The sequence below is a fragment of the Paraburkholderia sp. AV2 genome (genome assembly GCF_054968425.1).
Map to the genome: position 1 here is coordinate 102035 of NZ_JBANLK010000014.1, position 25686 is coordinate 127720.

At 67.1% G+C, this 25686-nt stretch carries 16 protein-coding genes; 4 read left to right on the forward strand and 12 right to left on the reverse strand.

Translation table 11 applies throughout. The features are described from left to right. Window positions 1-1038: 1038 nt before the first annotated feature. Window positions 1039-3324, reverse strand: coding sequence for a heavy metal translocating P-type ATPase (locus V8683_RS12890; protein ID WP_411191738.1), 2286 nt, complete (start codon window positions 3322-3324; stop codon window positions 1039-1041). A gap of 266 nt (window positions 3325-3590) precedes the next feature. Between V8683_RS12890 and V8683_RS12895 the strand changes: the two genes are divergently transcribed. Together V8683_RS12895 and V8683_RS12900 are read left to right on the forward strand one after the other, a co-directional pair. Further along, window positions 3591-5021 carry a DUF1254 domain-containing protein gene (locus tag V8683_RS12895; protein ID WP_411191737.1) on the forward strand — a complete coding sequence of 477 codons (1431 nt, stop codon included), beginning with the start codon at window positions 3591-3593 and terminating at the stop codon, window positions 5019-5021. 297 nt (window positions 5022-5318) lie between these two features. Continuing rightward, on the forward strand, window positions 5319-9125 hold the full coding sequence (locus V8683_RS12900) for a DUF748 domain-containing protein (protein ID WP_411191736.1): 3807 nt from the start codon (window positions 5319-5321) through the stop codon (window positions 9123-9125). A 78-nt stretch (window positions 9126-9203) separates the two neighbouring features. Here V8683_RS12900 and V8683_RS12905 read toward each other — a convergent pair whose 3' ends face one another. From V8683_RS12905 to V8683_RS12930, 6 genes are all read right to left on the reverse strand, one after another. Then, window positions 9204-10679, reverse strand: coding sequence for an amidase (locus V8683_RS12905; protein ID WP_411191735.1), 1476 nt, complete (start codon window positions 10677-10679; stop codon window positions 9204-9206). A gap of 171 nt (window positions 10680-10850) precedes the next feature. Continuing rightward, window positions 10851-12350, reverse strand: a complete 1500-nt coding sequence (locus V8683_RS12910; protein ID WP_411191734.1) for an efflux transporter outer membrane subunit — start codon at window positions 12348-12350, stop codon at window positions 10851-10853. Between the two features lie 10 nt (window positions 12351-12360). Beyond that, a complete protein-coding gene (locus V8683_RS12915) occupies window positions 12361-13503 on the reverse strand; it encodes an ABC transporter permease (protein WP_411191733.1) in 1143 nt (380 codons plus the stop codon). Window positions 13504-13523: 20 nt separating this feature from the next. After that, window positions 13524-14522 carry an ABC transporter ATP-binding protein gene (locus V8683_RS12920; protein ID WP_411191732.1) on the reverse strand — a complete coding sequence of 333 codons (999 nt, stop codon included), beginning with the start codon at window positions 14520-14522 and terminating at the stop codon, window positions 13524-13526. Next, window positions 14519-15472 carry an HlyD family secretion protein gene (locus V8683_RS12925; RefSeq protein ID WP_411191731.1) on the reverse strand — a complete coding sequence of 318 codons (954 nt, stop codon included), beginning with the start codon at window positions 15470-15472 and terminating at the stop codon, window positions 14519-14521. The genes V8683_RS12920 and V8683_RS12925 overlap by 4 nt, the downstream gene beginning before the upstream one ends. Next, window positions 15469-16200 (reverse strand): TetR/AcrR family transcriptional regulator, encoded by a 732-nt coding sequence (locus V8683_RS12930; protein ID WP_411191730.1) that lies wholly within the window; start codon window positions 16198-16200, stop codon window positions 15469-15471. The genes V8683_RS12925 and V8683_RS12930 overlap by 4 nt, the downstream gene beginning before the upstream one ends. Before the next feature lie 180 nt (window positions 16201-16380). Between V8683_RS12930 and V8683_RS12935 the strand changes: the two genes are divergently transcribed. Then, complete coding sequence (locus V8683_RS12935; protein ID WP_411191729.1) at window positions 16381-16983, forward strand: response regulator; 603 nt, start codon at window positions 16381-16383, stop codon at window positions 16981-16983. Between the two features lie 78 nt (window positions 16984-17061). Here V8683_RS12935 and acnA read toward each other — a convergent pair whose 3' ends face one another. The 5 genes from acnA to V8683_RS12960 form a co-directional block, all read right to left on the reverse strand. Continuing rightward, complete coding sequence (gene acnA, locus V8683_RS12940) at window positions 17062-19779, reverse strand: aconitate hydratase AcnA (protein WP_411191728.1); 2718 nt, start codon at window positions 19777-19779, stop codon at window positions 17062-17064. Window positions 19780-19846: 67 nt separating this feature from the next. Continuing rightward, window positions 19847-21310, reverse strand: a complete 1464-nt coding sequence (locus tag V8683_RS12945) for a bifunctional 2-methylcitrate dehydratase/aconitate hydratase (RefSeq protein WP_411191727.1) — start codon at window positions 21308-21310, stop codon at window positions 19847-19849. Between the two features lie 26 nt (window positions 21311-21336). Beyond that, window positions 21337-21879, reverse strand: coding sequence for a hypothetical protein (locus V8683_RS12950; protein WP_411191726.1), 543 nt, complete (start codon window positions 21877-21879; stop codon window positions 21337-21339). Window positions 21880-22043: 164 nt separating this feature from the next. Next, a complete protein-coding gene (locus V8683_RS12955) occupies window positions 22044-23060 on the reverse strand; it encodes an HpcH/HpaI aldolase/citrate lyase family protein (protein WP_411191725.1) in 1017 nt (338 codons plus the stop codon). A gap of 103 nt (window positions 23061-23163) precedes the next feature. Next, the gene (locus tag V8683_RS12960; RefSeq protein ID WP_411191724.1) at window positions 23164-24147 is read right to left on the reverse strand and encodes a malate dehydrogenase; all 984 of its coding nucleotides are present in this window, start codon (window positions 24145-24147) and stop codon (window positions 23164-23166) included. A gap of 525 nt (window positions 24148-24672) precedes the next feature. On the opposite strand from V8683_RS12960, the gene V8683_RS12965 reads away from it, so the two are divergent. Beyond that, window positions 24673-25473, forward strand: coding sequence for a GntR family transcriptional regulator (locus V8683_RS12965; RefSeq protein WP_411191723.1), 801 nt, complete (start codon window positions 24673-24675; stop codon window positions 25471-25473). The last annotated feature ends 213 nt before the right edge of the window (window positions 25474-25686 follow it).

Genomic DNA, 25686 nt, shown 5'->3' on the forward strand with positions numbered 1-25686 from the left:
GCGCTTGGTGTAGCAATTTTGTTTGGGGGCCGACCCGGCGGGCCGCGCCCGGGGGCGGGCGGTTAAGCCGCGCGCGGGGGCCGCGCGCTGTGCCGGCGCCGGTTTCCGAAGTGCCGGCATCGGCGGGACCGGCTGCGCCGTTGACACCGGCGACATCGACGGCATCGGCGCCAGCAGCGGCGTCCGGGCCGCGCGAGACCGGCCTGCCGCCTATCATCGGTCCCGCGAGCGCACCGGCCGCTCCGTCGCCGTTCCCCGCGCAGGAACCGGCACTGGCGCCCACGCCGACTCCGGATGACACCGAGCCCGATAACGGTGGAGCGGGTGCGCAATATACACCGCCGCTGCAGCAGCAGGGGCAGTGAGCCGCGCGGTCGTTGCGCCCTTCGTGGAGAGCGAGGGGCGCACGCCGAATCGCGGTACGCAGGTCTCCCTGGTTTTCATTTGACATTGCTCAGCAGTCCGGCCCGAATGGCGGCTCCGTTGCTTCGCACTCCGCCGTAGTTATCCCCACTTTTTGGGCACAGCCCTGTGGGCAAGTTCGGGATAGCGAAGCTAAGTCATTGACGCGAAAAGCAAGGTCTCCTGAGATGCGGAAAGCGTCGGGGGGCTGGGAGAGGGGGGCGGTTTATCCCCAGATTTGGTGCATAGGCCTGTGGAGAAGTACTGGGCAGCTTTCCTAAGTACCTGACGGGAAAGTCATTGCCTCGCGAATCAACGCGTGAGGCAGGTCGTGCGCAAAGTAAGCGTTAGTTGGTACGTCATGGCGACTGGGATGACAAAGCTATCTCGTGGCATGCCGAGGATGACGTGCATGTTGCGCAGTGCCGCCATGGGATCGCAGCCCCGGCTGTTGTTTTCCACAGAAATTGTTGGCAGCCCTGTGGAAAACCTGTCCGCATCTTCATCAAGCCCCTGATCCCAAAGCGAATTCCGCTGCGGATCACAATTACGCCGGCGTTTGCTACGCGTATCTCGCCGCAGCCGGCCGCGATGCGCGAGGTGTCGTCGCGCATTTGTTCGCGGATTAGTCCCCGGTCAGTCGGCGTCGCGCCAGGCGCGCAGGAGCAACGCGTTCGTGACGACGCTGACGCTGGAGAATGCCATGGCGGCGCCCGCGAGCATCGGGTCGAGCAGTCCGAAGGCCGCGAGCGGTATGCCGATCAGGTTATAGACGAACGCCCAGAACAGGTTCTGCTGGATCTTGCGCCAGGTGCGCCGCGAGATGTCGACGGCCGCCGCGACGAGCAGCGGGTCGCCGCGCATCAGCGTGATGCCTGATGCATGCATGGCGACGTCGGTGCCGGTGGCCATGGCAATGCCGATGTCGGCGGCGGCGAGGGCGGGGGCGTCGTTGATGCCGTCGCCGGCCATCGCGACGATGCTGCCCGAGCGGATCTTGAGGTCGCGAATCGTGGCGGCCTTGTCGTCGGGCAGCACCTGCGCGTGGACTTCGTCGATACCGAGCTGTGCCGCGACGGCCGCCGCGCTGCCGGCGTTGTCGCCGGTCACGAGCACGCTGCGGATGCCCATCGTCTTCAGGCGGGCAATCGCCTCGCGCGCGGTCGGCTTGACCGTATCGCCGAACGCGAGCAGCGCGAGCACGGTTTCGGGTTCGCCGCGTGGCGTGCCTTGGGGCGTCGCGCCGCCCTGCGCAGCGCTCGATGAAACAAGCCACGAGACGGTGTTGCCAGCCTGCGCCAGCGTCTGTGCGCGCGCGGCGAGCGCGGGCGGCGCGGCAAGCCCGAGTTCGTCGAGCCAACGATCGCTGCCGATGGCATACCGGCGGCCTTCCACCTCGGCTTCTACGCCGCGTCCCGGCACCGCGCGCGCATGCGCGGCCGCGGGCGGCGGCGCACCGTTCGATTGCGCTTCGAACGCCCGCAGCACGGCTTTCGCGAGCGGGTGATCGCTCTGCTGCTGCACGGCGGCGGCGAACGCGAGCGCGTCGGCGCGCGTCACGCCTTCGGCCGTCTCGAACGCCGCGAGCGAGGGCTGGCCGAGCGTGAGCGTGCCCGTCTTGTCGAAGGCGACCACGTTCACGTTGTGCGCGGTTTCGAGTGCTTCTGCGTCCTTGATGAGAACGCCGCGGCGCGCGGCGGCGCCCGTGCCCGCCATGATCGCGGCGGGCGTGGCGAGGCCGAGCGCACAGGGGCACGCGATCACGAGCACGGCCACGGCGTTGAGGATGGCGGTTTCGGCATGGGCGCCCGCGAGCAGCCAGCCCACGAGCGTGATTGCCGCGATTGCGAGAATGGCGGGCACGAAAACGGCGCTCACGCGGTCCACGAGGCGCTGGATCGGCGCCTTTTCGGCCTGCGCGCTCTCGACGAGGCGGATGATGCGCGCGAGCGTGGTCTCGGCGCCGATAGCCGTGGTGCGCACGGCGAGCGCGCCTTCGCCGTTGATCGAACCGGCTGTGACGGGGTCGCCCGGCGCCTTGGGGACGGGCAGGCTTTCGCCGGTGATCAGCGATTCGTCGATGTGGCTGCGGCCCTCCAGCACCACGCCGTCCACGGGCAGGCGTTCGCCCGGGCGCACGGCGACGATATGGCCCACCCGCACCGCCGCGAGCGGCACGTCGCGCTCGGCGCCGTCCACCACGAGGCGCGCTCGCTCGGGGCGCAGGGCGTTGAGCGCGCGGATCGCATCGGTGGTCTGGCGTTTCGCGCGCGCCTCGAGCCACTTGCCGAAGCGCACGAGCGTAATGACGACCGCCGATCCTTCGAAGTACAGATGGGCGACGTCGCCGGGATGCGCGAGCATGGCGTAGACGCTCACGCCCCAGGCCGCCGAGGTGCCCAGCGCGACGAGCAGGTCCATATTGCCGGCCCCCGCCCGCACGGCCTTCCAGGCGGCGCGGTAGAAACGGGCGCCGAAAACGAACTGGACGATCGAGGCGAGCACGAACTGCACGCCGGCGGAAAGCATCCCATGCAGGCCCAGCGCGTGGCCGATCATCGGCAGCAGGAGCGGCGCGGTGAGCAGCGCCGAGATCAGCACGGCCCGCCATTCGCGGCGCGCGATGGCGACCTGTCTCTCGGGTGCGCTCGCGCCGGCAGTGGCAGCGTCTTCGTTTTCCACGAGCGGCACGGCTTCGTAACCGGCCTTCGTGACGGCGCTCGCCAGGGCTTCGGGCGCGACCTCCGCGCCGGCCTCGACGGTGGCTTTTTCGGTGGCGAGATTGACGCTGGCGCGCGCGACGCCGGGCACCCTGGCGAGCGCCTTTTCGACGCGCGTCGCACAGGCGGCGCAGGTCATGCCGCGAATTTCGAATTCGGCGACACGAGTGTCACGGAGTTCTTCTATAAGGGAATCGTTCATGCTGGCGGGCCGTGAGGCGATGGCTGCGATGGCGGTTTCGACATCAGGCAGTATCTACGTTCCCATGATGGGAAGGTCAAGGGCGCGCCGCGCGTCACGCAGAATTCCGTCGCGACCGCTTTTCACGTCATGGCGTGAGCGATACGATACGACTCGCCGACATTGCCGCCATGCAGCGCGATTTCCACGGCCCCGGGGGGCCCGCGCAGCGCCAGGCGCGCGTTGGCGACTTCCTGGACCGCCTGCTTCGCCTACAAGATCTACAAATGACAACAAAAAGTCGAGAGTACCCTGGTTACCGCACCTGCCTGGCACTTGCGGGGCTTGCACTCATGGCCGGCTGTGCCGCCCCGCCGGGCGGTGTCGCGCCGAAAGCCGCCGGCTCCGGCTGGGTGAAGGACGAAGTATCCGACTCCTATGTGTTCGGCTACCCGCTCGTCCTCATGGACCTGTCGCGCGAAGCCGCCACCGGCAACGGGCCGGGCCAGTCCGCGCCGAACACGCTGCGTCACGCGCAGGCCCTGCCGCCCGTGGGCGCCGCGATTCCGCCCGAGCCCAACCTCGATACGCTCGGCTCGACGGGCTGGCTCGATCTTTCCAGCGAACCGGTGCTCGTGAGCCTGCCCGATACGCACGGCCGCTACATGGATGCCCGCGCGCTCGACATGTGGACGAACGTGGTCTGGTCGACGGGTTCGCAGGTGACCGATCATGCCCGTGGCCTGAAGGCGCAAACGATTGCGTTCGTGCCCGCCGGCTGGAAGGGCACGCTGCCGGCGCATGTGCAGCGCATCGACGTGCCGACGCGCAACGCCTGGTTCGTCGCGCGCATCGAGACGCGCGGCGGCAGTGCCGATCTCGCAGCGGTGCGCCGGCTGCAGCGCGGCATCCGTGTCGCGCCGCTTTCGGCATGGACCGATCGCAGCGGCCGCGGCGCCGACGCGTCGTCGTCGGGCGCGAGCCAGAGCGGCGATCCGGTCGCGCCGGGCACGCCGGCCCAGAAGGTCGCGGCGCTCGACGCCAACGGTTTCTTCGACCATCTCTCGCAGGCGCTGGAAGACAATCCGCCGGTGCCCGACGATCCGCACGCGCTCAAGATCCTCGGCGATATCGGCGTGCATCCGGGCGATGCGGTGCAATTGCCCGATGCGAAGGCCGCCGTGGCGGCCGGCTATGCCGACGGCCAGACGCGCGTTGCGACGCCGCCCTCGAACCTGCTGGCCGGCAACGGCTGGCTCTGGGTAGGCGACGAAGCCGGCAACTATGGGCCCGACTATGCGCTGCGCGCTTACACGGCCTATACGCAGACGGGCCTGCCGACTTCGTCCGACGAGGTGCGCGCCCGCGTGACGCAGGACAGCGACGGCCACGCGCTCAACGGCGCGAACCGCTACGTGATCCACTTCGCAGCGAAGCAGTTGCCGCCGGTGCGCGGCTTCTGGTCGATCACGGCCTACACGACCGACGGCGCGCTCGACGACAGCACGCCCGTGCGCGTGGCGCTCGGCGACCGCACCGGCGCGCGCCGCAACCGCGACGGTTCGCTCGACGTGCACGTCGCGGCGGACCGTCCGCGCGGCGGCACGAACTGGGTGCCTGCGCCGCACGGCGATTTCCGGCTCGTGCTGCGCCTCTATGCGCCGAAGCACGCTGCCGTGGACGGTAGCTGGCAGCCGCCGGCAGTCGAGCGGCAGTAAGGCCGCGCGGTGGGCCATGCAGTGGGTCCACCCAGTTAATCCGCGCGATCAGGCGGGGTATCGGGATTAGGGGGAGTAGGGCGCGCCTCCCCCGAGCGGTGCGCCTTACCGTTGCCTCGCTACGCCGCCCGCGGTCGAGCGGGCGGTATTGCGGCGCAGCAACGGCGCGCGGAATTGAGGCGTTTTGCCGCCGTGCCTGGCGTCATCGCGCCTATACTTTTCGCTGTCGGGAGCCTCGACCGTCTTCCAGTCCCACTATCCGCGGCAGGCCTGTCGCCGCGTCATTCGCAAGAGAGCATGGCAAGCCTCAACAAAGCGTCGCTGAATTCTTCCCTGCAGTCGGTTCGCGCCGTGGCGCGCTCACCCCGCACGCGGCACGTTCTGATCGGCGTGCTGATCTTCTTCGTCGTCTTCGGCCTCCTCGGCTTTTTCGCCGCGCCGCCGCTCATCCGGCATATCGCGGCCCAGCAGTTCAGCAAGCAGCTCGACCGGCCCGTCACGATTGGCCGCATCGCGCTCAATCCTTACACGTTGCGGCTCGAAGCCGACCGCGTCCACATTGGCGAGCGCGGCGGCAACGGCGACTTCTTCGACGTCGAGCGCCTCGTCGTGCAGCCGTCCTGGTCGTCGATCTTCCGTCTCGCGCCTATCGTCGAAGAGGTGCAGGTCGATTCGCCGCGCGTGACCATCGTGCGGCTCGACGCGCAGCGCTTCAATTTCACCGACCTGATCGAGAAATTCTCGAAGCCCTCGCAGCCCGGCAGCAAGCCGACGCCGTTTTCGGTCTCCAATATCCACCTCGAAAACGGCCGAATCACCTTCGACGACCGCCTGCTCAACGAGAAGCACGTGATCGACCGCTTCACGATCGGCATTCCGTTCATCGCGACGCTGGCTTCGAAGACCGACATCTTCGTCGAGCCGATGCTGCGCGCGCGCATCGACGGCGCCAGCACGCTCGCCGTCGACGGCAAGACCAAGCCGTTCGCGGCCTCGCGCGAGTCGGAAGTGGCGCTGAAGCTCGACGCGCTCGACGTGCCGAACCTCCTCAGCTACGCGCCGGCGAAGCTGCCCGTGGCGGTGAAGAGCGGCAAGCTTTCGACGGACCTCAAGCTCGACTTCGTGATGTCGGAAGAGAAGCCCGAGCTGCGCGTTTCCGGCACCGTCGACCTCAACGACATCAATGCCACCGACACGGCCGGCGCGCCGCTCTTCGGTGCGCGCAGCCTGCACGTGGCGGCGGCCTCGCTCGTGCCGTTCAGCAATGCGTACCACTTCGACCAGATTCGCCTCGACGCGCCCGACGTCTGGATCGCGCGGGACCACGACGGCGTGCTGAGCGTCGAGAAGCTGGCGGGCGCACAGCCGGCTGCCGGCGGCCCGAACGCCGCGAGCGGCGCGGCGGCGGCGCCTCCTTCCGCGGCTTCCGCCACCGAGGCTCGAGCGGCGGCCCGGCCCGAGCCGCTCGATCTTTCGATCCGCCAGTTCGCGATCGACGGCGGCACGGTGCACGTGCATGACGAGACGCCGTCACACCCCGTGGACATCGTGCTCAATGACGTCGGCACGACGCTCGCCAACTTTTCGACCACGGCGAAGGCGCCGGCGCAGTACACCTTCGGCACGACGATGGCCGACGGCGGCACGCTGAAGGCCGCGGGCTCGTTCGGCATGGTGACGAAGACCGCCGATTCGAAGATCCAGTTGCAAGGCCTGCCGCTCGTGCCGTTGCAGCCTTACCTCGACAACCTGACCGCCGCGCAGATCGTGGACGGCAAGCTCAGCGTCGACGCGCAGCTCACGGCCGACTGGGCGAAGTCGCCGGCCGCCGTGCAGGTCGGCGAGACGACGCTGAACCTCGACACGCTCAAGGTCGCGGCGCGCGGCGCGAAGGCCCCGGCCGTCGCGCTCGCGCAGGGCGCCGTGAAGGTGAGCCAGGTCGATCTCACGGCGCGCACGGCGCAGATCGCTTCGGTGGATCTCACGGGCCTCGCGGTCAACGCCGAGCGCCGCAAGGACGGCAGCATCGACCTCATGCAACTGGCGGGCAAGCACGAGGCCGCGCAGGAACGCACGGCGATCCACGCGGCGCAGAAGTCGGTGCAGGAAGGTCCGGCCTGGCACTACAAGATCGACGCGTTCAACGTGAACGACGGCACGATCAACTTTACGGACAGCAGCACGCCGCGGCCGGTGAAGCTCGCCATCACGCCGCTCGACCTCAAGGTGCAGCAGATCAGCGACGACCTGGGCCACGCGCTGCCCATCGAGCTGAAGGCGACGCTGAACCGCAAGGGCACGCTCGCGCTCGCCGGCGACGTGAACCCGACTCCGCTGAAGGCGACGCTCAAGATCGACGCCAACCGCCTCGACGCCGCGGCGTTCGAGCCGTACTTCGGCAACCAGTTGAACGCGGTGATCGCGAGCGCGCTGCTCAACATGAAGGGCCAGCTCGCGATGGAGCAGGGCAAGGCGCTCAAGGCCAACTACCGCGGCGACGTGGCGGTCGTGGATATGCGCATGCTCGACAAGGCTACGTCGGACCCGTTCGCGGGCTGGCGCTCGCTCGCGCTCTCGAACCTGCGGGCGAGCTACGACGAGGCGCGCGGCACCGACGTCGACGCGAGCCGCGTGACCTTTGCCGGCTTCTACGGGCGCGTGCTGCTCGACGCGCAGGGCAAGCTGAACCTGAAGGACGTGGTCGCGCAGCAAAGCGGCCAGGCGCAGTCGCTCACGCGCGATACCGGTGCGCAGGCGCGCGGCGGCCGCGAACCTGTACCGCTTTCGCCGCAGACCGCGAGCGAGGCGGCGGCAACGACGGCGGCTGCGTCCGCACCACCGGCCCCGGCAGCATCCGCGCCCGCCGCCGCGTCGGCGCCTCCCATGGTCACGGCCGCGCAGGCGCCGAAGAGCCCGGTGCGGCTGCGCTTCGGCGAGCTCGTGCTGCAGGACGGCCGCGTGAACTACACCGACAACTTCATCAAGCCGAACTACAGCGCCAACCTCGTGCAGATCCAGGGCAAGGTGGGCGCGTTTGGCACGCAGTCCACCACGCCCGCGCCGGTGGACGTTTCGGCGAGCCTTTCCGGCAACGGCCCCATCACGATCAAGGGCACGGTCAACCCGCTCATCGCAAAGCCCTCGCTCGACCTCACGGCGTCGGCGCACGATATCGAACTCACGAATCTCACGCCGTACTCGACGAAGTACGCGGGCTACCCGATCACGAAGGGCAAGCTCAACGTCGACCTGCACTATCAGCTCGCGAACGATCAGCTCTCGGCGAACAACCATATCTTCATCGACCAGCTCACGTTCGGCGATCATGTCGACAACGACACGGCGACGAAGCTGCCCGTGCGTCTCGCGATCTCGCTGCTCAAGAACCGGCGCGGCGAAATCGACGTGAACATTCCGGTGTCGGGCTCGCTCTCGAACCCCGAGTTCAGCCTGGGCGGCGTGATCTGGAAGGCGGTGCTCAACCTCATCGCGAAGGCCGTGACGGCGCCGTTCACGCTGCTCGCGAATGCGTTCGGCGGCGGTGGCGAGGAGCTGGGCTACGTGGAGTTCGCGCCGGGCCTGGCCACGCTCAGCGACGCCGACGAGAAGAAGCTCGACACCATCGCGAAGGCGCTGGACGACAAGCCCTCGATCAAGATCGACCTGATCGGCCGCGCCGATCCGGCCGTGGATACGCCCGCGCTGCGCGAACAGTACGTCGATCACCTCGTGCGCGCCGCAAAGGTGAAGGACACCGTGGGCAACGGCGAGAGCGTGGACACCTCGCAGGTGAAGGTGGACGACAAGGAGTACGACAAGTACCTCACCAAGGCCTATAAGGACGGAGACTTCAAGAAGCCGCGCAACATGATCGGCCTCACGAAGACGCTGCCCGACGCCGACATGAAGCAGGCGCTGGAAGACCACGCGCCCGTCAACGACGCCACGCTGCGCGATCTCGCGCAGCAGCGCGCGCAGGCGGTGCAGCAGTACTTCCAGGGCAAGGTCGATCCGAGCCGCGTGTTCATCGTCGCGCCGAAGCTCGACGCGAAGGGCATCGACGACAAGGGCGCCACCACGCGCGTGGATTTCGGGCTCAAGTAGCGCGTCCGATCGGAGCCGAAACGACGACGGCGCCGCAAGGCGCCGTCGTGCTTTCCACAGGGAGCGGCCGCTTGCGTCTTACACGCCCAGCGCCGGCGGCAGACGCCGCTTGACCCACTGCGTCGCCTGATCGTAGGCGTTGGCGAGTTGCAGCACGGAGAAGTCCGCGATCGGCTTGCCGATCACCTGCAGGCCCATCGGCAGGCCCTGCGCATTGAAGCCGGCCGGCACGCAGGCCACCGGCAGTCCCGCGAGACTCGCGCCGATCACCACTTCCATCCAGCGGTGATACGTATCCATCGGCTTGCCGGCGATGGACTTCGGCCAGGGCTCGCGCGCGTCGAACGGGAAGATCTGCGCGCTCGGCAACACGAGATAGTCGTAGCGCTCGAACAGGGCGAGCAGCGCGTTGTACCACTGGCTGCGCAGCACCGAGGCATTCCACACGTCCTCGCCGGAAAGACGCAGGCCGCCTTCCACTTCCCACACCGCCTCGGGCTTGAGGAGCGTGCGCCTGGCGGGGTCGCGATAGAGCGCGCCCATCGAACCCGCGCAGGAGAAATGCCGCAGCGTGATCCACGACTGCCAGAGCTGTTCCATCGGATAGTCGGGGCGCGCGGCCTCGACGCGGCAGCCGATGCCTTCGAAGTCCTTCAGCGCGGTCTCGCACAGCGAGAGCACGCCGTCTTCCATCGGCAGATAGCCGTTGTAGTCGCCCAGCCAGCCGATGCGCGTGCCGCCGAAATCGCGCGTGAGCGGCGCGGCGAACGCGGACGGGTCCTGCGCGATCGAGAGCGGCGCGCGCGGGTCGTAGCCGGCCTGCACGGAGAGCAGCATGGCGACGTCGGCGACGCTGCGGCCCATCGGGCCCGCGTAGCCCAGTTGCTGGAAGAACAATTCCGGCGCGGGCGCGGAGGGCACCCGCCCTTGCGAGGGCCGGAAGCCGAACACGTTGTTCCACCCCGCCGGGTTGCGCAGCGACCCCATCATGTCGCTGCCGTCCGCCACCGGCAGCATGCGCAGCGCGAGTGCTACCGCGCTGCCGCCGCTGCTGCCGCCCGCGCTGCGCGCGGGGTCCCAGGCGTTGAGCGTCGTGCCGAACACCGTGTTGTAGGTGTGCGAGCCGAGGCCGAATTCCGGCGTGTTGGTCTTGCCGATGAAGATGGCGCCCTGCTCGCGCATCCGCGCGGCCATCAGGTTGTCGGCCTTCGGCACTTCGTCGCGGAAGATCGGCGAGCCTTGCGTCGAGGCGATGCCCGCCGTGGGCGTGAGATCCTTCGGCGCCTGCGGAATGCCGTGCAGCCAGCCCAAGTATTCGCCGCGCGCGAGCTGGGCGTCGCGTTCATCGGCTTCGCGCAGCAGCACGTCGCGCTCGCGTAGGGAGACGATGGCGTTGGCGGGCGTGTTCACGCGCTCGATGTGATCGAGAAACGCGCTCATCACCTCGCGGCACGACACTTTGCGAATGCGGATCCACTGGGACAGTTCGAGCGCATCGGCCATCACGATGTCGTGAGGCGACGGCAGGGCTTGAGAGGGTGATGCCTGGTTCATACGTTGTTGGCTCTCGTGCGAGGGGGGACGGATGCAACAGCGGGCCCCTCGATTGTCGCGCAGCCTTGCAAGGGGCGAAAGGAAACGAATGGTTGTCTCAATATACGTCCGGTTGCCACTGTGGGCCACGCCTGCGGCGCGGGCTTCGCGTATCGAATGCTTTCGGTGGGCTTACCGCGCCGTCTGTGCCGGCAGTGCGGCGCCGCCCAGTGCCTGATAAAGCGCGGCCGTATCGGCGAGCCGGTCCGCCTGCGCACGCGTGCGGTCGAGCGCGGTTTGCAGCGTTTGCCGCTGCGTGTCGATCAGGCTGAATTCGCTCACGCCGCCCGCTGCGTAGCGCGCGAGCGCCACGGTCGCGCTTGCCTGCGCTTCGCGGTCGGCGGTATCGCGCGATTGCAGTGCCTGAGCATCGTTTTCGAGCGCGCGCAGCGTATCGGCTACCTGTTGCAGCGCCTGCAGCACGGTCTGCCGATAGTCGGCGAACGCGGCGTCCCAGGCGGCCTCCGAAGCCCGCTTCTTCGCACGCAATTCGCCGCCGTGGAAGATCGGCTGCGCGAGACCAAGACCGAAATTCCAGATGTTCAGCCCATTCACCACGTCGTCAATGTTCGTGCGCTCCGACCCGATGCCGGCCGAGAGCGTGATCTGCGGATAGAGGTCCGCCGTCGCCACGCCGACGTTCGCGCTCGCCTGATGCAGCAGGGCCTCGGCCGCGCGAATGTCGGGCCGCGCGCGGGCGAGCGCGGAGGGCAGCGTGAGCGTAACGGTGTCGGGCAGATGCAGCGCATCGAGCGTGAGCGCGTCGAGTTGCGCGTCGAACTGTGTGCTGGAGGGCGCCACGCCCAGCAGGGTGGCAAGCTGATGATCCGTTTGCGCAAGCTGCGTTTCGAGCGGCGGCAGCGTCGCGCGCGTCTGCGCGAGGAGTGTGCGCTGGCTGCGTACGTCGATTTCGGCCACGCCGCCGGCCGCGAGACGCGCCTCCATGATGGCGAGCTGGTGCGACTGCGTGTCGATCAGTTGCTGCGTGATCTCGATCTGCCGGCGCAGCGAGGCGTGCCGCACGGCGGACGACACCACATTGCCCGCCACCGTGAGTCGCGCGGCCGCCAGTTCGTAGGCCTGATAGTCCACCTGCGCGAGCGTGGCTTCGAGCGCGTGGCGGTTCGCGCCGAACAGGTCGAAGACGTACGAGACGCTGATCGACGCGTCGTACAGCGTGAACGGCCCCGGGGTCGGCACGCCCGTGATGCCGAACGAGGCGAGGTCGATCTTCTCGCGGGTGGCCGAGAGACTCGCATCGACCTGGGGAAAGAGCGTCGCCCCTGCCTGCGCGTTGTAGTTCTCGCGCGCCTCGACGAGTTTCGCGCGCGCGGAGTCGAGCGTGGGGCTGGCGGCGAGCGCGGCGTCGACGAGCTGATCGAGTGCGGGGCTGCCGAACTGCGTCCACCATGCGTTCGGCACGTTCTCTGCGGCGACGAAGGTTTGCACGCCGCCTGCGGCGCTCACACTGTTCGCCTCGCTCGCGCCGACCGTGGCCGCGGGCGTGCCTTCGTGCGTCCAGGACGTGGAGGCAGGCGGGCTGGGCGCGTGAAAGTCGGGGCCGAGCGTGCAGCCCGCGAGCACGAGCGTGCAAGCGATGGCGGAAAGCGCATGAGGCTTGTTGGTCGTCATGGCGAGCCCCCTAGTCGAGCGTGCGCCGGTAAAAGCGCACCGCGACGCCCATCACGATGACGGCGAATACGCCGAGCGGCCAGATCGAGGGCCACAGGTCGACCCAGCCATTGCCCTTGAGCAGAATGCCGCGCACGAGGCGGTTGAAATAGGTGAGCGGCAGCAGGTTGCCGACGAACTGCGCCCAGCGCGGCATGCCGCCGAACGGGAACATGAAGCCCGAGAGCAGGAGGCTGGGCAGGAAGTAGAACACGGTGAGCTGCATGGCCTGCAACTGGTTTTGCGCGAGCGACGAAAGCGTGATGCCGACCGTGAGATTCGCCGCGATGAAGAGCAGCGCCGAGAGATAGAGCGCGATCAGGCTGCCCGCGAACGGCACGTGGAACACGAAGCGCGCGGCCAGCACGATGATGGTCGCCTGGATCAGGCCGATCGCGATGTAAGGCACGATCTTGCCGGTCATCACCTCGACAGGGAGCACGGGCGTGGCGAGCAGGTTCTCCATCGTGCCGCGCTCGCGTTCGCGTGTGATGGCGAGGCCCGTCATCATGACCATCGTCATCGTGAGGATCACGCCCATGAGGCCCGGCACGACGTTGTACTGCGTAATGCCTTCGGGGTTGTAGAGCCGGTGGACCTGCACGTCGAACGCGGCGGGCGCGCCGTTCAGGCGCGCGAGCGGCCCGGTGAGATCTTTCGCGGCGACGGGATCGACGAGCCCCGGTAGCGCGGCGAGCGCGCTGGCGATGGCGGTGGGGTCGGTGGCGTCGGCTTCCAGCAGCAACGACGGTTTTTCGCCGCGCAGGACCCGCCGCGAGAAGTCCACCGGAATGCTCAGCACGAACTGCACCGTGCCGCGCGCCAGCGCGTGACGCGCGGCGGCTTCGTCGGGCAGCGTCTCCACGACGTCGAAATAGGCAGAGTTCTTCATGCCCGCCACGAAGCTGCGCGAAAAAACGCTGTCTTCGCCGATCACGATGGCGGTGGGCAGATGTTTCGGGTCAGTGTTGATCGCGTAGCCGAACAGCGTGAGCTGGACGATAGGCAGGCCCACGATCATCGCAAACGTGATGCGATCGCGCCGCAGTTGCAGGAATTCCTTGAGCACGATGCTCCACCAGCGCGACAGCGAGAATCCGAAAAGCCGCTTCAAAGGACGCTTCAAAGGCCGCTTCACGTCAAGGCCCCGTAATTGTCTTTCACGGCGCCCATCAGGTAGATAAAGACGTCCTCGAGGCTCGTTTCGATGCGCTCGGCGCGTAGCGGCCGGCCGGCGATCGCCTGCTCGATGGCGGCGGCCAGCGTCGCGTGATCGCGTCCGCTCGCGTGCAGGACAGACCCGAACACGACGGTCTGGTCGACGCCCGGCGTCTCGCGCAGCTGGGCGGACAGCGCGGAAAGCTGCTCGCCGTGGATGGCCCAGGTGTCGAGATCCTGCGAGGCGATCACTTCGGCGGCGGTGCCCTGCGCGAGCAGCTTGCCGTAGGCGATATAGGCCAGCTTGTGGCAGCGCTCCGCTTCGTCCATGTAGTGCGTGCTGACGAGCACCGAGATGCCGCGCGCCGCGAGGCGATGCAACTCCTCCCAGAATTCGCGGCGTGCGTTGGGGTCGACGCCGGCCGTGGGCTCGTCGAGCAGCAGCAGTTGCGGTTCGTGCAGCATGCAGGCGGCCAGCGCCAGGCGCTGCTTCCAGCCGCCGGAGAGCGCGCCCGTGAGCTGGCTCGCGCGGCTGGCGAGGCCGAGCGATTCGAGCGCACGGTCCACGGCATCGCGCCGGTTCGGCATCTGGTAGATGCGCGCGACGAAGTCGAGGTTCTCGCGGATCGTGAGGTCTTCCCAGTACGAGAACCGTTGCGTCATGTAGCCGACGCGCCGCTTGATTTGCTCGCTCTCGCGCACGATGTCGTAGCCGAGGCAGGTGCCCGAGCCCGAATCGGGCGTGAGGAGCCCGCACATGAGGCGGATCGAGGTGGTCTTGCCGCTGCCGTTCGGGCCGAGGAAGCCGAAGATCTCGCCGCGCGCCACGCGCAGCGAGACGTCGTTGACCACGTGCTTGCTGCCGAAGTGCTTGTTGAGCTGGCGGACGTCGATGGCGTACTCGGCGGGCTGCGGCGCGGCTTCGCCGGGGCGGCTGTCGTGTCCGCTGTCGTATGCGTCCTCGTGCCCGATCATGGGAGCCGCACCTCCACGGGCTGGCCCGGATGGAGCTTCACGGAATCGTTGGGCGAGGCATGCGCCTCGATCATGAAGACGAGCTTTTCGCGATTCTCGTTGCTGTAGATGACGGGCGGCGTGTATTCGGCGGCGTTCGAGACCCAGGTGATGGCCGCGGGGATGTCGGCCGCGCAGCCGTCGCAGCGAATCTCGATGCGGCGGCCGGGCGCGAGCGAGCCGACCACGGCTTCCGGCACGAAGAAGCGCACTTTCACGTTCTGCGGTGGCAGCATCTGTACGACCGGGCTGCCGGCCTGCACCCATTCGCCCACGCGATAGAGCGTGTCGTAGACGAGCCCCGCCCGCGGCGCGGCCACGCGTTTCTGGTCGAGCTTCCATTGCGCCTGCGCGAGCGCGGCCTGCGCCGCCTCGATCTGGGCGGCTTGGGCCGCGATCTGCGCCGAGCGGCCCGGCAGGTTCGCCACCGTCACCTGATTGCGCAGTTCGCGGACCTGCGCGGCGGTGGAGGCGGCGTCGGCGCGCGAGTCGTCGAGCTGGGCGCGGGGAATGCCGCCCGCGCGGAACTGCGCCTCGTCGCGCGCGAGCTGCAGCGCCGCCTTCTGCGCATTGGCGACGGCTTCGGCGAGCTGGGCCTCGGTCACGCGCACCTCGGGCGGCCGCTTGCCCGTCTGCAGGTCGGCGAACTGTGCGCGCGCGGCGGCGAGCTGATGGCGCGCCTCGTCTAGCGCGGCGGTTTCGTCAGCGGCTTCGAGCGCGAAGACCGGCGCCGCCGTGTCGACCTGCTGACCGCGCTGCACGTCGAGTTCGGTCAGCGTGCCCGATTGCGAAGACGAGAGATAGACGTATTCGCCTTCCACGTAGCCTTGCCAGACCGGCGTTTCGTGTCGCGAGCAGCCCGCGAGCGCGGCTGCGGCGCAGAGGGCGACGCAGAGTGGCAGACGGCTCATCGGGCGCTCCCCGGCTGGCATGCCTTCGTTTGGCGGGCCGGCGCCTGCAACGCGGCCGAGACGAGCGCGGTGACGTGCCGCTGGAGGGCGTCGCGTTCGATCTTCGGCAGGCCGCGCGTGGTCTGCCAGGTTTTCGCCGTGGCGAGCGGCAGCATGACGAGCGCAATGATCGACACGAAGAGCAGCGGCGCTTCCAGCGCCGGATTGACGACGCCGTTGCGCTGCGCCTCGCCCATCTGCTGCGCGAACTGCTGCAGCCGGCCGACGGGCACGCACGCGAGCACGCGCTCGCGCAGCAGGCCGCCTTCGTTGACGATTTCGCGCAGCCACAGCGCCGGCAGCCACGGCAGGCGCCCGGTCACGTCGAAGAGCCGCGCGACGAGCGCGAGGGCCAGCGCGTGCGCATCCTCCTCGCCGCCGTCTGCCACGCCCGACCAGACGAATTCGATTGCGCGGGCGATGCGCTCTTCCACGACCGCATCGAGCAGCTTTTCGCGGTTGGTGAAGTAGTAATGGACCATGGCGGAGGTGACGCCTGCCGCGGCAGCGATCTGGGCCATGGTCGTGGCGGCGATGCCCTGGTCGGCGAAGAGCTGCGTGGCACAGGCGAGGAGGCGCTCGCGCACGTCGGGGTCCGCGCTGGCACGACGTCGGCCGCGCGGCCGGGGCGGATCGCCCTCGGGCTGCGAGGCGTGCGGCGTGACAGGGGCGGCGGCGCGCTGGCTCATCGTTCCAGTCTAATTCACGCGTTAGTTAAGTTCAAAGCCGGAGTGCGGCACCGGCGGTTTTTTATATTTTCGCGTCCTCCTTTCAGACATCTCCTATACAAAAGTGCCGATGCGTCGTTCAGGCTGTGAGCTTTAGCCCTAGGCTTTTGAGCTCATATTGCCAAAAAAATGGACCAAACAATGAAGCGCATCGTGGCTATCGACGACCATCCCATCGTGCTCAAGATGCTTGCCAACGTGCTGCACACCGAATACGAACTGGCGGGCGAGAGCAGCGACGGCGAAGAAGGGCTGCGGATGGTGCAGTCGCTGCAGCCGGACCTCGTGATTCTCGATCTGGAGTTGCCGAAGCTCGACGGTCTTTCCGTCATTCGCGCCGTTCACGCGAAGCAGCCGGCCACGCGCATTCTCGTGCTCTCGGCGAAGCCGGAGCAGGTGATGGCGAACCACACGCGCATTGCGGGGGCGAACGGCTATGTGAGCAAGAGCCGCGGCGTGGAGGATTTGTGCGCCGTGGTGAAGGCGGTGCTGCTGGGCTACGACTGCTTCCCGGCCGGCAGTTGCGGCGGCGGGCGCGACGTCGCGCTCAACGGGCTTTCGCCGCGCGAAGTGGAAGTGCTGCAATATCTCGCGCGCGGCATGAGCAACAAGGGCATTGCGGCGCGCCTTGGGCTGTCGGACAAAACCGTCAGCACCTACAAGACCCGCGTGCTCGACAAGCTCGGCGTGTCCTCGCTCGCGGCGCTGATCGAGTTCGCCACGCTCAACAAGCTTCTCGAATGAAAAAAAAGCCCGACTTTCGTCGGGCTTCCAAGTGTGACTGCATCCGTTGCCGGATGCAGCACCTGCAAAGCTTTCTGCTTACGCCGCCAGCAGCGAGCGCAGCACGAACGGCAGAATACCGCCGTGCTTGTAGTAGTCCACTTCGATCGGCGTGTCGATACGCAGCAGCACCTGGACGCGCTGCGACTTGCCGTCCTTGTGGTGGATCACGAGCGTCAGGTCCTGTTGCGGCTTGAAGTCGTCCGTCAGACCCTCGACGTCGAACGTTTCTTCGCCGGTCAGACCGAGCGAGGCTACGCTGTCCGAACCCTTGAATTGCAGCGGCAGCACGCCCATGCCGACGAGGTTCGAGCGGTGGATACGCTCGAAGCTGCGTGCGACCACGGCCTTCACGCCCAGCAGTTGCGTGCCCTTGGCTGCCCAGTCGCGCGACGAACCCGTGCCGTACTCTTCGCCGGCGAACACCATGGTCGGCGTGTCGGCGTCGATGTACTTCATGGCGGCGTCGTAAATCGACATCTGTTCGCCGCTCGGCTGGTGGATCGTCAGGCCGCCTTCCACGCGCGTGCCGTCGGCCTTCGCCGGGATCATCAGGTTCTTGATGCGCACGTTCGCGAACGTACCGCGCATCATGACGTCGTGGTTGCCGCGGCGCGAGCCGTAGCTGTTGAAGTCGGCCTTCTGCACGCCGTTCGCTTTCAGCCACTTGCCTGCCGGCGAGTCTTCCTTGATCGAGCCTGCCGGGCTGATGTGGTCGGTCGTCACCGAATCGCCGAAGATGCCGAGTGCGCGCGCGCCCTTGACCGGAGCGATCGACGAAGCCGGCTTCATCGAGAAGTCGTCGCCGAAGAACGGCGGCTCGGCGATGTAGGTCGACTTCGGCCAGTCGTAGACCTGGCCTTCTTCGCCTTCGATCTTGCTCCACAGGTCGCCCTTCTTCGTGAGCTGGCTGTAGTTCTTCTGGAACGCGTCGGCGTCGAGCGCGAACTTGAGCAGCGCGTTGACTTCGTCGCTCGTCGGCCAGATGTCGCCGAGGTAGATGTCCTTGCCGCCCTTGCCCTTGCCCACCGGCTCGGTCATCAGGTCGCGCGTGATGTTGCCCGCGATCGCGTAGGCCACGACGAGCGGCGGCGAAGCGAGGAAGTTCGCGCGGATGTTCGGGTGAATACGCGCTTCGAAGTTACGGTTGCCCGACAGCACGGCGGCCGCCACGACGTCGTTCTTCGTGATCGTATCGTTCAGTTCCGGCGTGAGGTCGCCGGCGTTGCCGATACAGGTCGTGCAGCCGTAGGCCGCCAGTTCGAAGCCGAGCTTCGAGAGGTACGGCAGGAGGCCCGTCTTCGTCAGGTATTCCGTGACGATGCGCGACCCCGGGGCGAGCGAGGTCTTGATGTGCGGCGCGACCGTGAGGCCCGCTTCCACCGCCTTCTTCGCCAGCAGGCCGGCAGCGAGCAGCACGCTCGGGTTCGACGTGTTCGTGCACGACGTGATCGCGGCGATCAGCACGTCGCCGTTGTGCAGCTTGACGCCGTCGGTCGTCGTGTACTCGGCCGCGAGATCGTCCGCCTTCTTGGCGAAGCCGTTTTCGGCGACCGGCTTCGAGAACAGGTCGGTGAAGGTCGACTTCACGTGGCCGATCTCGATACGGTCTTGCGGGCGCTTCGGACCGGCCAGCGACGGCGTGACGGTGGCGAGGTCGAGCGTGAGCGTCTTCGTGTAGTCGATCTGGCCGGCCTTCGGAATGCCGAACAGCTCTTGCGCCTTGAAGTAGTTCTCGAACGCTTCGATTTCGGCCTTCGTGCGGCCCGTGCCCTTGAAGTAGTCGATCGTCTTTTCGTCGACCGGGAAAAAGCCCATGGTCGCGCCGTATTCCGGCGCCATGTTGCCGATCGTCGCGCGGTCCGGCAGCGAGAGCGAGGCCGTGCCTTCGCCGAAGAATTCGACGAACTTGCCGACCACCTTCTCCTTGCGGAGCATTTCGGTGATGGTCAGCACGAGGTCGGTGGCCGTGCAGCCTTCGCGCAGCTTGCCCTTCAGTTCGACGCCGACCACATCCGGCGTGAGGAAGTACACCGGCTGGCCGAGCATGCCGGCTTCGGCTTCGATGCCGCCCACGCCCCAGCCCACCACGCCGATGCCGTTGATCATCGTGGTGTGCGAGTCGGTGCCGACGAGCGTGTCGGGGTAGTAGACCGTGTCGGCGCCTTCGGCCTTCTTGTGCACGCCGCGCGCGAGGTATTCCAGGTTGACCTGGTGGACGATGCCGATGCCCGGCGGCACGACCTTGAACGTGTCGAACGCCTGCATGCCCCACTTCATGAACTGGTAGCGCTCGTTGTTGCGCTGGAATTCCAGCTTCATGTTCAGGTCGAGCGCGTCCTTCTGGCGGAAGTAGTCGATCTGGACCGAGTGGTCGACGACGAGATCCACCGGCACGAGCGGCTCGATGACCTTCGGGTCCTTGCCGACCTGCTTCGCGACGCCGCGCATCGCGGCGATGTCGGCGAGGAGCGGCACGCCCGTGAAGTCCTGCAGCACGACGCGCGAGACGACGAACGGGATTTCGTCGACGCGCGAGGCGTTCGGCTTCCAGTTCGCGAGCTGCTCGATGTGCTCTTCCGCGATCTTCTTGCCGTCGTAGTTACGCAGCACGGACTCGAGCACGATACGGATCGAGACCGGCAGGCGGTTGATCTTCACACCGAGCTGCTTGCCGAGTTGCGGCAGCGAGTAGAACTTGCCTTTGCCGGAACCGCTGTCGAATTCCTTTAGCGTTTTGTGGAGATTGTGGGCCATGGTGTTTTCCTTCGTTTAATCGCGGAAATAACGCTTAAGACACGTTTGCTGCTGTTTACCTTACTTCTCAGATCACATACAGATCGACGTACTCGTTGACGGGCATGGCGTCGAGCCGCGCCGCATCCAGCGAGACATCGAGAATCGCCTGCTGCTGCTTCGTGGGGAAGCGGCGCGCGAGGTTGGTGCGAAACTTCTTGACCAGCAGCGGAATGCCTTCTGCGCGGCGCCGCTGGTGGCCGACCGGGTATTCCACCACGACTTCGGCCAGCGTCGTGCCGTCGTTCAGCTCGACGGTCAGCGCATTCGCGATCGAGCGCTTGCCCGGGTCGTGGTAATCCTTCGTGAACTGCGGGTCTTCGACGCAGACCATCTTCGCGCGCAGCGCGTCGATGCGCGGATCGCCCGCCACGTCGTCCTCGTAGTCGGCGGCCGTGAGGCGCCCGAAGAGGAGCGGCACGGCGACCATGTACTGGATGCAGTGGTCGCGGTCGGCCGGGTTCGCGAGCGGCCCGGTCTTGTCGATGATGCGGATCGCCGCTTCGTGCGTGCGGATCGTGATCCGCTTGATGTCCTCCGCCGTTCTGCCCGTTTGCGCGAGCGTGCCGTGCAGCGTCATCGCGGCTTCGGCCGCGGTCTGCGCGTGGAATTCGGCGGGGAACGAAATCTTGAACAGCACGTTTTCCATCACGTACGTGCCATAGGGGCGCGGGAAGCGGAACGGCTGTCCCTTGAACGAGACGTCGTAAAAGCCCCAGGTCTTCGCCGTGAGCGCCGAGGGGTAGCCCATCTCCCCCGTCTTCGCCATCAACGCGAGGCGCACGGCGCGCGAGGTGGCGTCGCCGGCGGCCCACGACTTGCGCGAGCCGGTGTTGGGCGCGTGGCGATAGGTGCGCAGCGCCTGGCCGTCCACCATCGCGAGCGAGACGGCGTTGATCAGTTCGTCGCGCGTGAGCCCGAGCATCTGCCCGACCACCGCGGTCGAGGCGAGCTTCACGAGCAGCACGTGGTCGAGACCGACCTTGTTGAACGAATTCTCGAGCGCGATGCAGCCCTGGATCTCGTGGGCTTTCACCATGCCGGCAAGCACATCCCGCATGGCGAGCGGCGGCTTGCCGTGGGCGACGGCCGTGCGCGAGAGCCAGTCGGCCGTGGCGAGGATGCCGCCGAGATTGTCCGACGGGTGGCCCCATTCGGCAGCGAGCCACGTGTCGTTGAAGTCGAGCCAGCGGATCATCGCGCCGATGTTGAACGCGGCCTGAACCGGGTCGAGCTGGAATGAGGTGCCGGGCACCTTCGCGCCGTGCGGGACGACCGTGCCCGGCACGATCGGTCCCAGCAGTTTGGTGCAGGCGGGGTAGGAGAGCGCCTCGAGCCCGCAGCCCAGCGTGTCGATCAGACAAAGACGCGCCGTCGAGAGCGCGAGCGCGCTGTCGACACCGTCTATGGCAAACCCGTTCAGGACATAGTCGACGATATCGACCAGTACCTGATCCGGCCGTGGCCGGACATGGGCGATCGGAGCGGGCATCGAGGCTTCCCGTGCGCCTTGGGCGCTTACTGGCCCGTCGCGCCGCTGGCAGCCGCCGGAGCGCGGGTCGCCGGGTTCAGCGCGTTGGCCTGGGTCGGCGCCAGCGCGCCTTGCTGCATCGCAACAGTCTTGCACTCGTCCGCCAGACGCGAGCTGTCCTTGTCCGAGAACAGCATCGCCTTGGTCGGGATCACGACGAGGTCGAGGCCCGTGGCGGCGTCGTGGAAGCGGTCGGCGCCGGTCGTGGTGTCCTGGCGCGGCAGGTTGTAGTTCTTGTTCGCCCAGTGAACGGTAACGATCTGGTCACGCGCCATGTCACCCTTCAGGTCGAACGCCATGCCTTCCGCGCAGCTCCAGTGCTCTGAGCCTTCCGGGATCGGATCGACCTTGGCTTCCTTGGCCGGGTTGGCCTTGCGCTTGATGATGCGGTGCTTCGGGGCCGGCTTTTTCGGCGTCGTGGTGGCCGTTTTGGCCGTGGTCGACGATGCCTGGGCGGCGGCGTCGTTCGCAGCCAGCAACATCGACGAGGACAGTGCGCCAACAACGGCGGCGATCAGCAATTTCTTCATGGAGTCAGACCTTTATCTCTCAAACTCGGTTGATCAGTGCGCGGCCGCGCGATGCGGCCACAAGCTAGCACTGCGCACGCCCCGAGAGCGCGCAGCGGACGCTATTTTCACCTATTTGTCGGCATGAACTTCAATTTCTGCGGCGCATTGTGATTTACCTCGCCTCACGGCGCGTCCTCCCGCGCGAACTCGCCCGGCGCAAACAGCGGTGCCGCCTCGGGTGGCACGGCGCGGCCCGTGGCGCGCGCGCGGCGCAGCACGGACCAGTAGTAGCGGTAGCTCGCGCGGTCGTGCAGCGTGTCGCCGTGGCGCGTCGGGCCCCACTGCGCGCTTTGTGCCGCGAGCAGAATCTCCGTGGCCAGCGCGATTTCCGCGTCGCGCGGCGCGAACGCGGCCACGATGGCGGGAATCTGCGCGGGATGGATGCTCCACATGCGGGTGTAGCCGAACTCGTTGCGCGCGCGGGTCGCGTCGTTCGCGACCACGTCCATGTCGCGCACCTCGGTACTGACGTTGTGCGAGGGGACCTTGCCGAACGCGTGGCAGGCCGCGGCGATCTCCAGCTTCGCGCGGCGCACGAGCGGGTGATCGAACTGGCCGGGCGAGCGCATGGCCGAATCGGGAATCGCGCCGTCGTGCGCGGAGACGAAGTCCATCAGGCCGAAGCTCAGTGCCTCGACGCCGCGCAGCGCCGCGAGGTCGAACACGCGCGCGAGCGCGCCGTGCGTTTCGACGAGCAGTTGGGCGGGGATCGGCTTGTCGATGCCCATTTCCACGCGTGTCGCCTCGATGAAGGCGACCATTTCGGCGGCGTCGCCCACCGCGCGGATCTTCGGCAGCGTGATGAACGCCGGCGCGCGCTTCGCGGCGCGCAGGATCAGGCGCACGTCGTCGCGCCAGTGCGGATGATGGAAGTCGTGGATGCGTACGCCGACGCGCCCGAAGCGGTCGTGCTCGCTGCCTAGCAGCGACGCCACGAATTCGGCGTGCTCGCCTTCGCGGCCCACCTGGGCGCCGTCTTCGCAATCGAGCGTGATATCGAAGAGGGGCCCGAGCTGCTGCTGCAGCGCGAGCGACTTCAACATCAGCTTCTCGCTGCCGGCGTAGTGATCGCACGCGGGCAGGAGGGGGGGCGGTGCTTCGCCTTCAAACAGCACTTCTGCGGGAGTGATGGCGCGCATTATCGGCGTCGGAAGTCGAGTTCTGGACGTGAAAAAACCGGGAACCCGCTACGGCAATACGCGTAAGCCGCGTAAGCGGAGTCCCGGTTTGCCTGCCCCGGACTTACTTGAGCAGGTGAGCGACGCCGTCGCGCTCTTCGAGCAGTTCGTTCAGCGTGCCGTCCATCTTCTCGCGCGAGAACGCGTCGATTTCGAGGCCTTCCACGCGCTTGTACTCGCCGTTTTCGCAGGTCACCGGCACGCCGTAGATGATGTCTTCGGGAATGCCGTACGAGCCGTCCGACGGAATGCCCATCGTGACCCACTTGCCGTTCGTGCCGAGCACCCAGTCACGGACGTGGTCGATGGCCGCGTTGGCGGCCGATGCTGCCGACGAGAGGCCGCGCGCTTCGATGATCGCCGCGCCGCGCTTGCCGACGGTCGGGATGAAGGTGTTGCGGTTCCATTCGTCGTCGTTGATCAGCTTGGTCAGCGACTGGCCTTCCGCCGTGGCGACGCGGAAGTCCGGATACATCGTGGGCGAGTGGTTGCCCCACACGGCGAGCTTCTCGATCGAAGCGACCGGCTTGCCCGACCTGGCGGCCAGTTGCGAAAGCGCGCGGTTGTGGTCCAGACGCAGCATGGCCGTGAAGTTTTTCTTCGGCAGATCCGGCGCCGACTTCATGGCGATGTAGGCGTTCGTGTTGGCCGGGTTGCCGACCACGAGCACCTTCACGTCGCGGCTGGCGACGTCGTTCAGCGCCTTGCCCTGAACCGTGAAGATTTCGGCGTTGGCCGAGAGCAGATCCTTGCGCTCCATACCCTTCGAGCGCGGACGTGCGCCCACCAGCAGGGCGACATCGGCGTCCTTGAACGCGACCTTCGGGTCGTCCGTGATGACCACGCCTGCGAGCAGCGGGAAGGCGCAGTCGTCCAGTTCCATCACGACGCCGTTGACGGCGGCTTGCGCTTGCGGCAGGTCCAGCAGTTGCAGGATGACGGGCTGATCCTTGCCGAGCAGGTCGCCGTTCGCGATGCGGAACAGCAGGGAGTAAGCGATCTGACCTGCGGCGCCGGTGACGGCAACGCGCTTTGCGGGCTTAGCCATTGAAAATCTCCAGGAAGGTGCGTTAGACGCCAAGGTAAAACGCCATTCTATATGCGCGTTACGCGAAGCGTTCGTGAAACAGGCTGGCGTTTTGCCGGGCATGCGTCCGGCTGGCTGTCGCCGCCGGTTTTGCGTGCCGCGGCAGGGCGGCCGGACCGGTAACCTGTGCGACAAAAGCCAGGGGAAACGGGATGCCTGCGGCTCGCCGCATCAGGTGTGCCGACTCCTGCAACGGCTCGCTTTGGCTGGTCCACGAGGGCGTGGCGCGAGGGGCGCCGACGGGGCGGATCGAAACCTCTACTGCGGTGAGGGAACAGCATGATGCGAAGGTGCCTTGCGGCGCGGCGCGCCACGAGGTGGCTGCTGCCGGCGGCTTCTCGCCCGTGAGGCGGGCCTGCCCGCAAACCCTTGCTCGATCGGCAGTGTAGGAGTCGGAAGGGTCAAAGTCAACCGTATCTTATGTCTTATATAAGACATATCTATTACAGGGGAAAGGCTGGACGCCGGGGCGGGCTTTGTGTTGAAATGCGCGCCATGAGTACGAACCCGGTCAGTCACGCCAATTCACCCGCTCCGGAGAGCGGTGCGAGTGCGTCTGCACCGGCAGCCTCCCCCACTTTCAGCCCCCTCTACCAGCAGATCAAGGGGCTCATCACGCAGAGCCTCGAGACCGGCGAATGGAAGCCCGGCGAGATCATCCCCAGCGAAGTCGAACTGGCCGCCCGCTATAAGGTGAGCCAGGGAACCGTGCGCAAGGCGATCGACGAACTCGCTGCCGAAAACCTGCTCGTGCGCCGCCAGGGCAAGGGTACGTTCGTTGCGACGCACAATGAGGAGCGAGCCCAGTTTCGCTTCCTTAGATTGCTGGCAGATGACGGTGCCGAACATCCGCACGTCAGCAGGCTGCTCGAATGCCGGCGCCTGCGTGCTTCGGCGGAGATCGCGCGGCAACTGGACCTGAAGCCGGCGGACCCCGTCGTGCTGATCCGGCGTCTCTTGCAGTTCGATGGCGAGAACACCGTGCTCGACGAAATCTGGCTGCCTGGCGCCGTGTTTCGCGGCCTCACGGCGGAGCGTCTTGCCGAGTACAAGGGGCCGCTCTACGCCATGTTCGAGGCCGAGTTCGGCACCCGCATGATTCGCGCGACGGAGAAGATCCGCGCGGTGGCGGCAGAGCCCGCCGTGGCCGACGTGCTCCATGTTCCCGCCGGCTTTCCATTGCTTTCGGTCGATCGCGTGTCCTATACCTATGGAGACCGGCCGGTCGAGGTGCGCCGTGGATGGTATGTCACAACCGGGTATTACTATCAGAACGATTTGAGTTGAAGGGCGCGCGCGTCGGCTGTTCCAGCGACGCGCGGCACGTCCCCACGCGCCTTCATTGCGCGCGCATCCAGTGGTCCGCGGGCGCGGATTTCGCTGCAGCGCGATATAAAAAGGCGCTAAAATCGCATATTAGTGTTATTACATAGTAGGGGTCTAGCATGGCAGAAGCCGCAAAAAAACCGAGGCCGGAATACCGGAACATCGGGCTTGGGC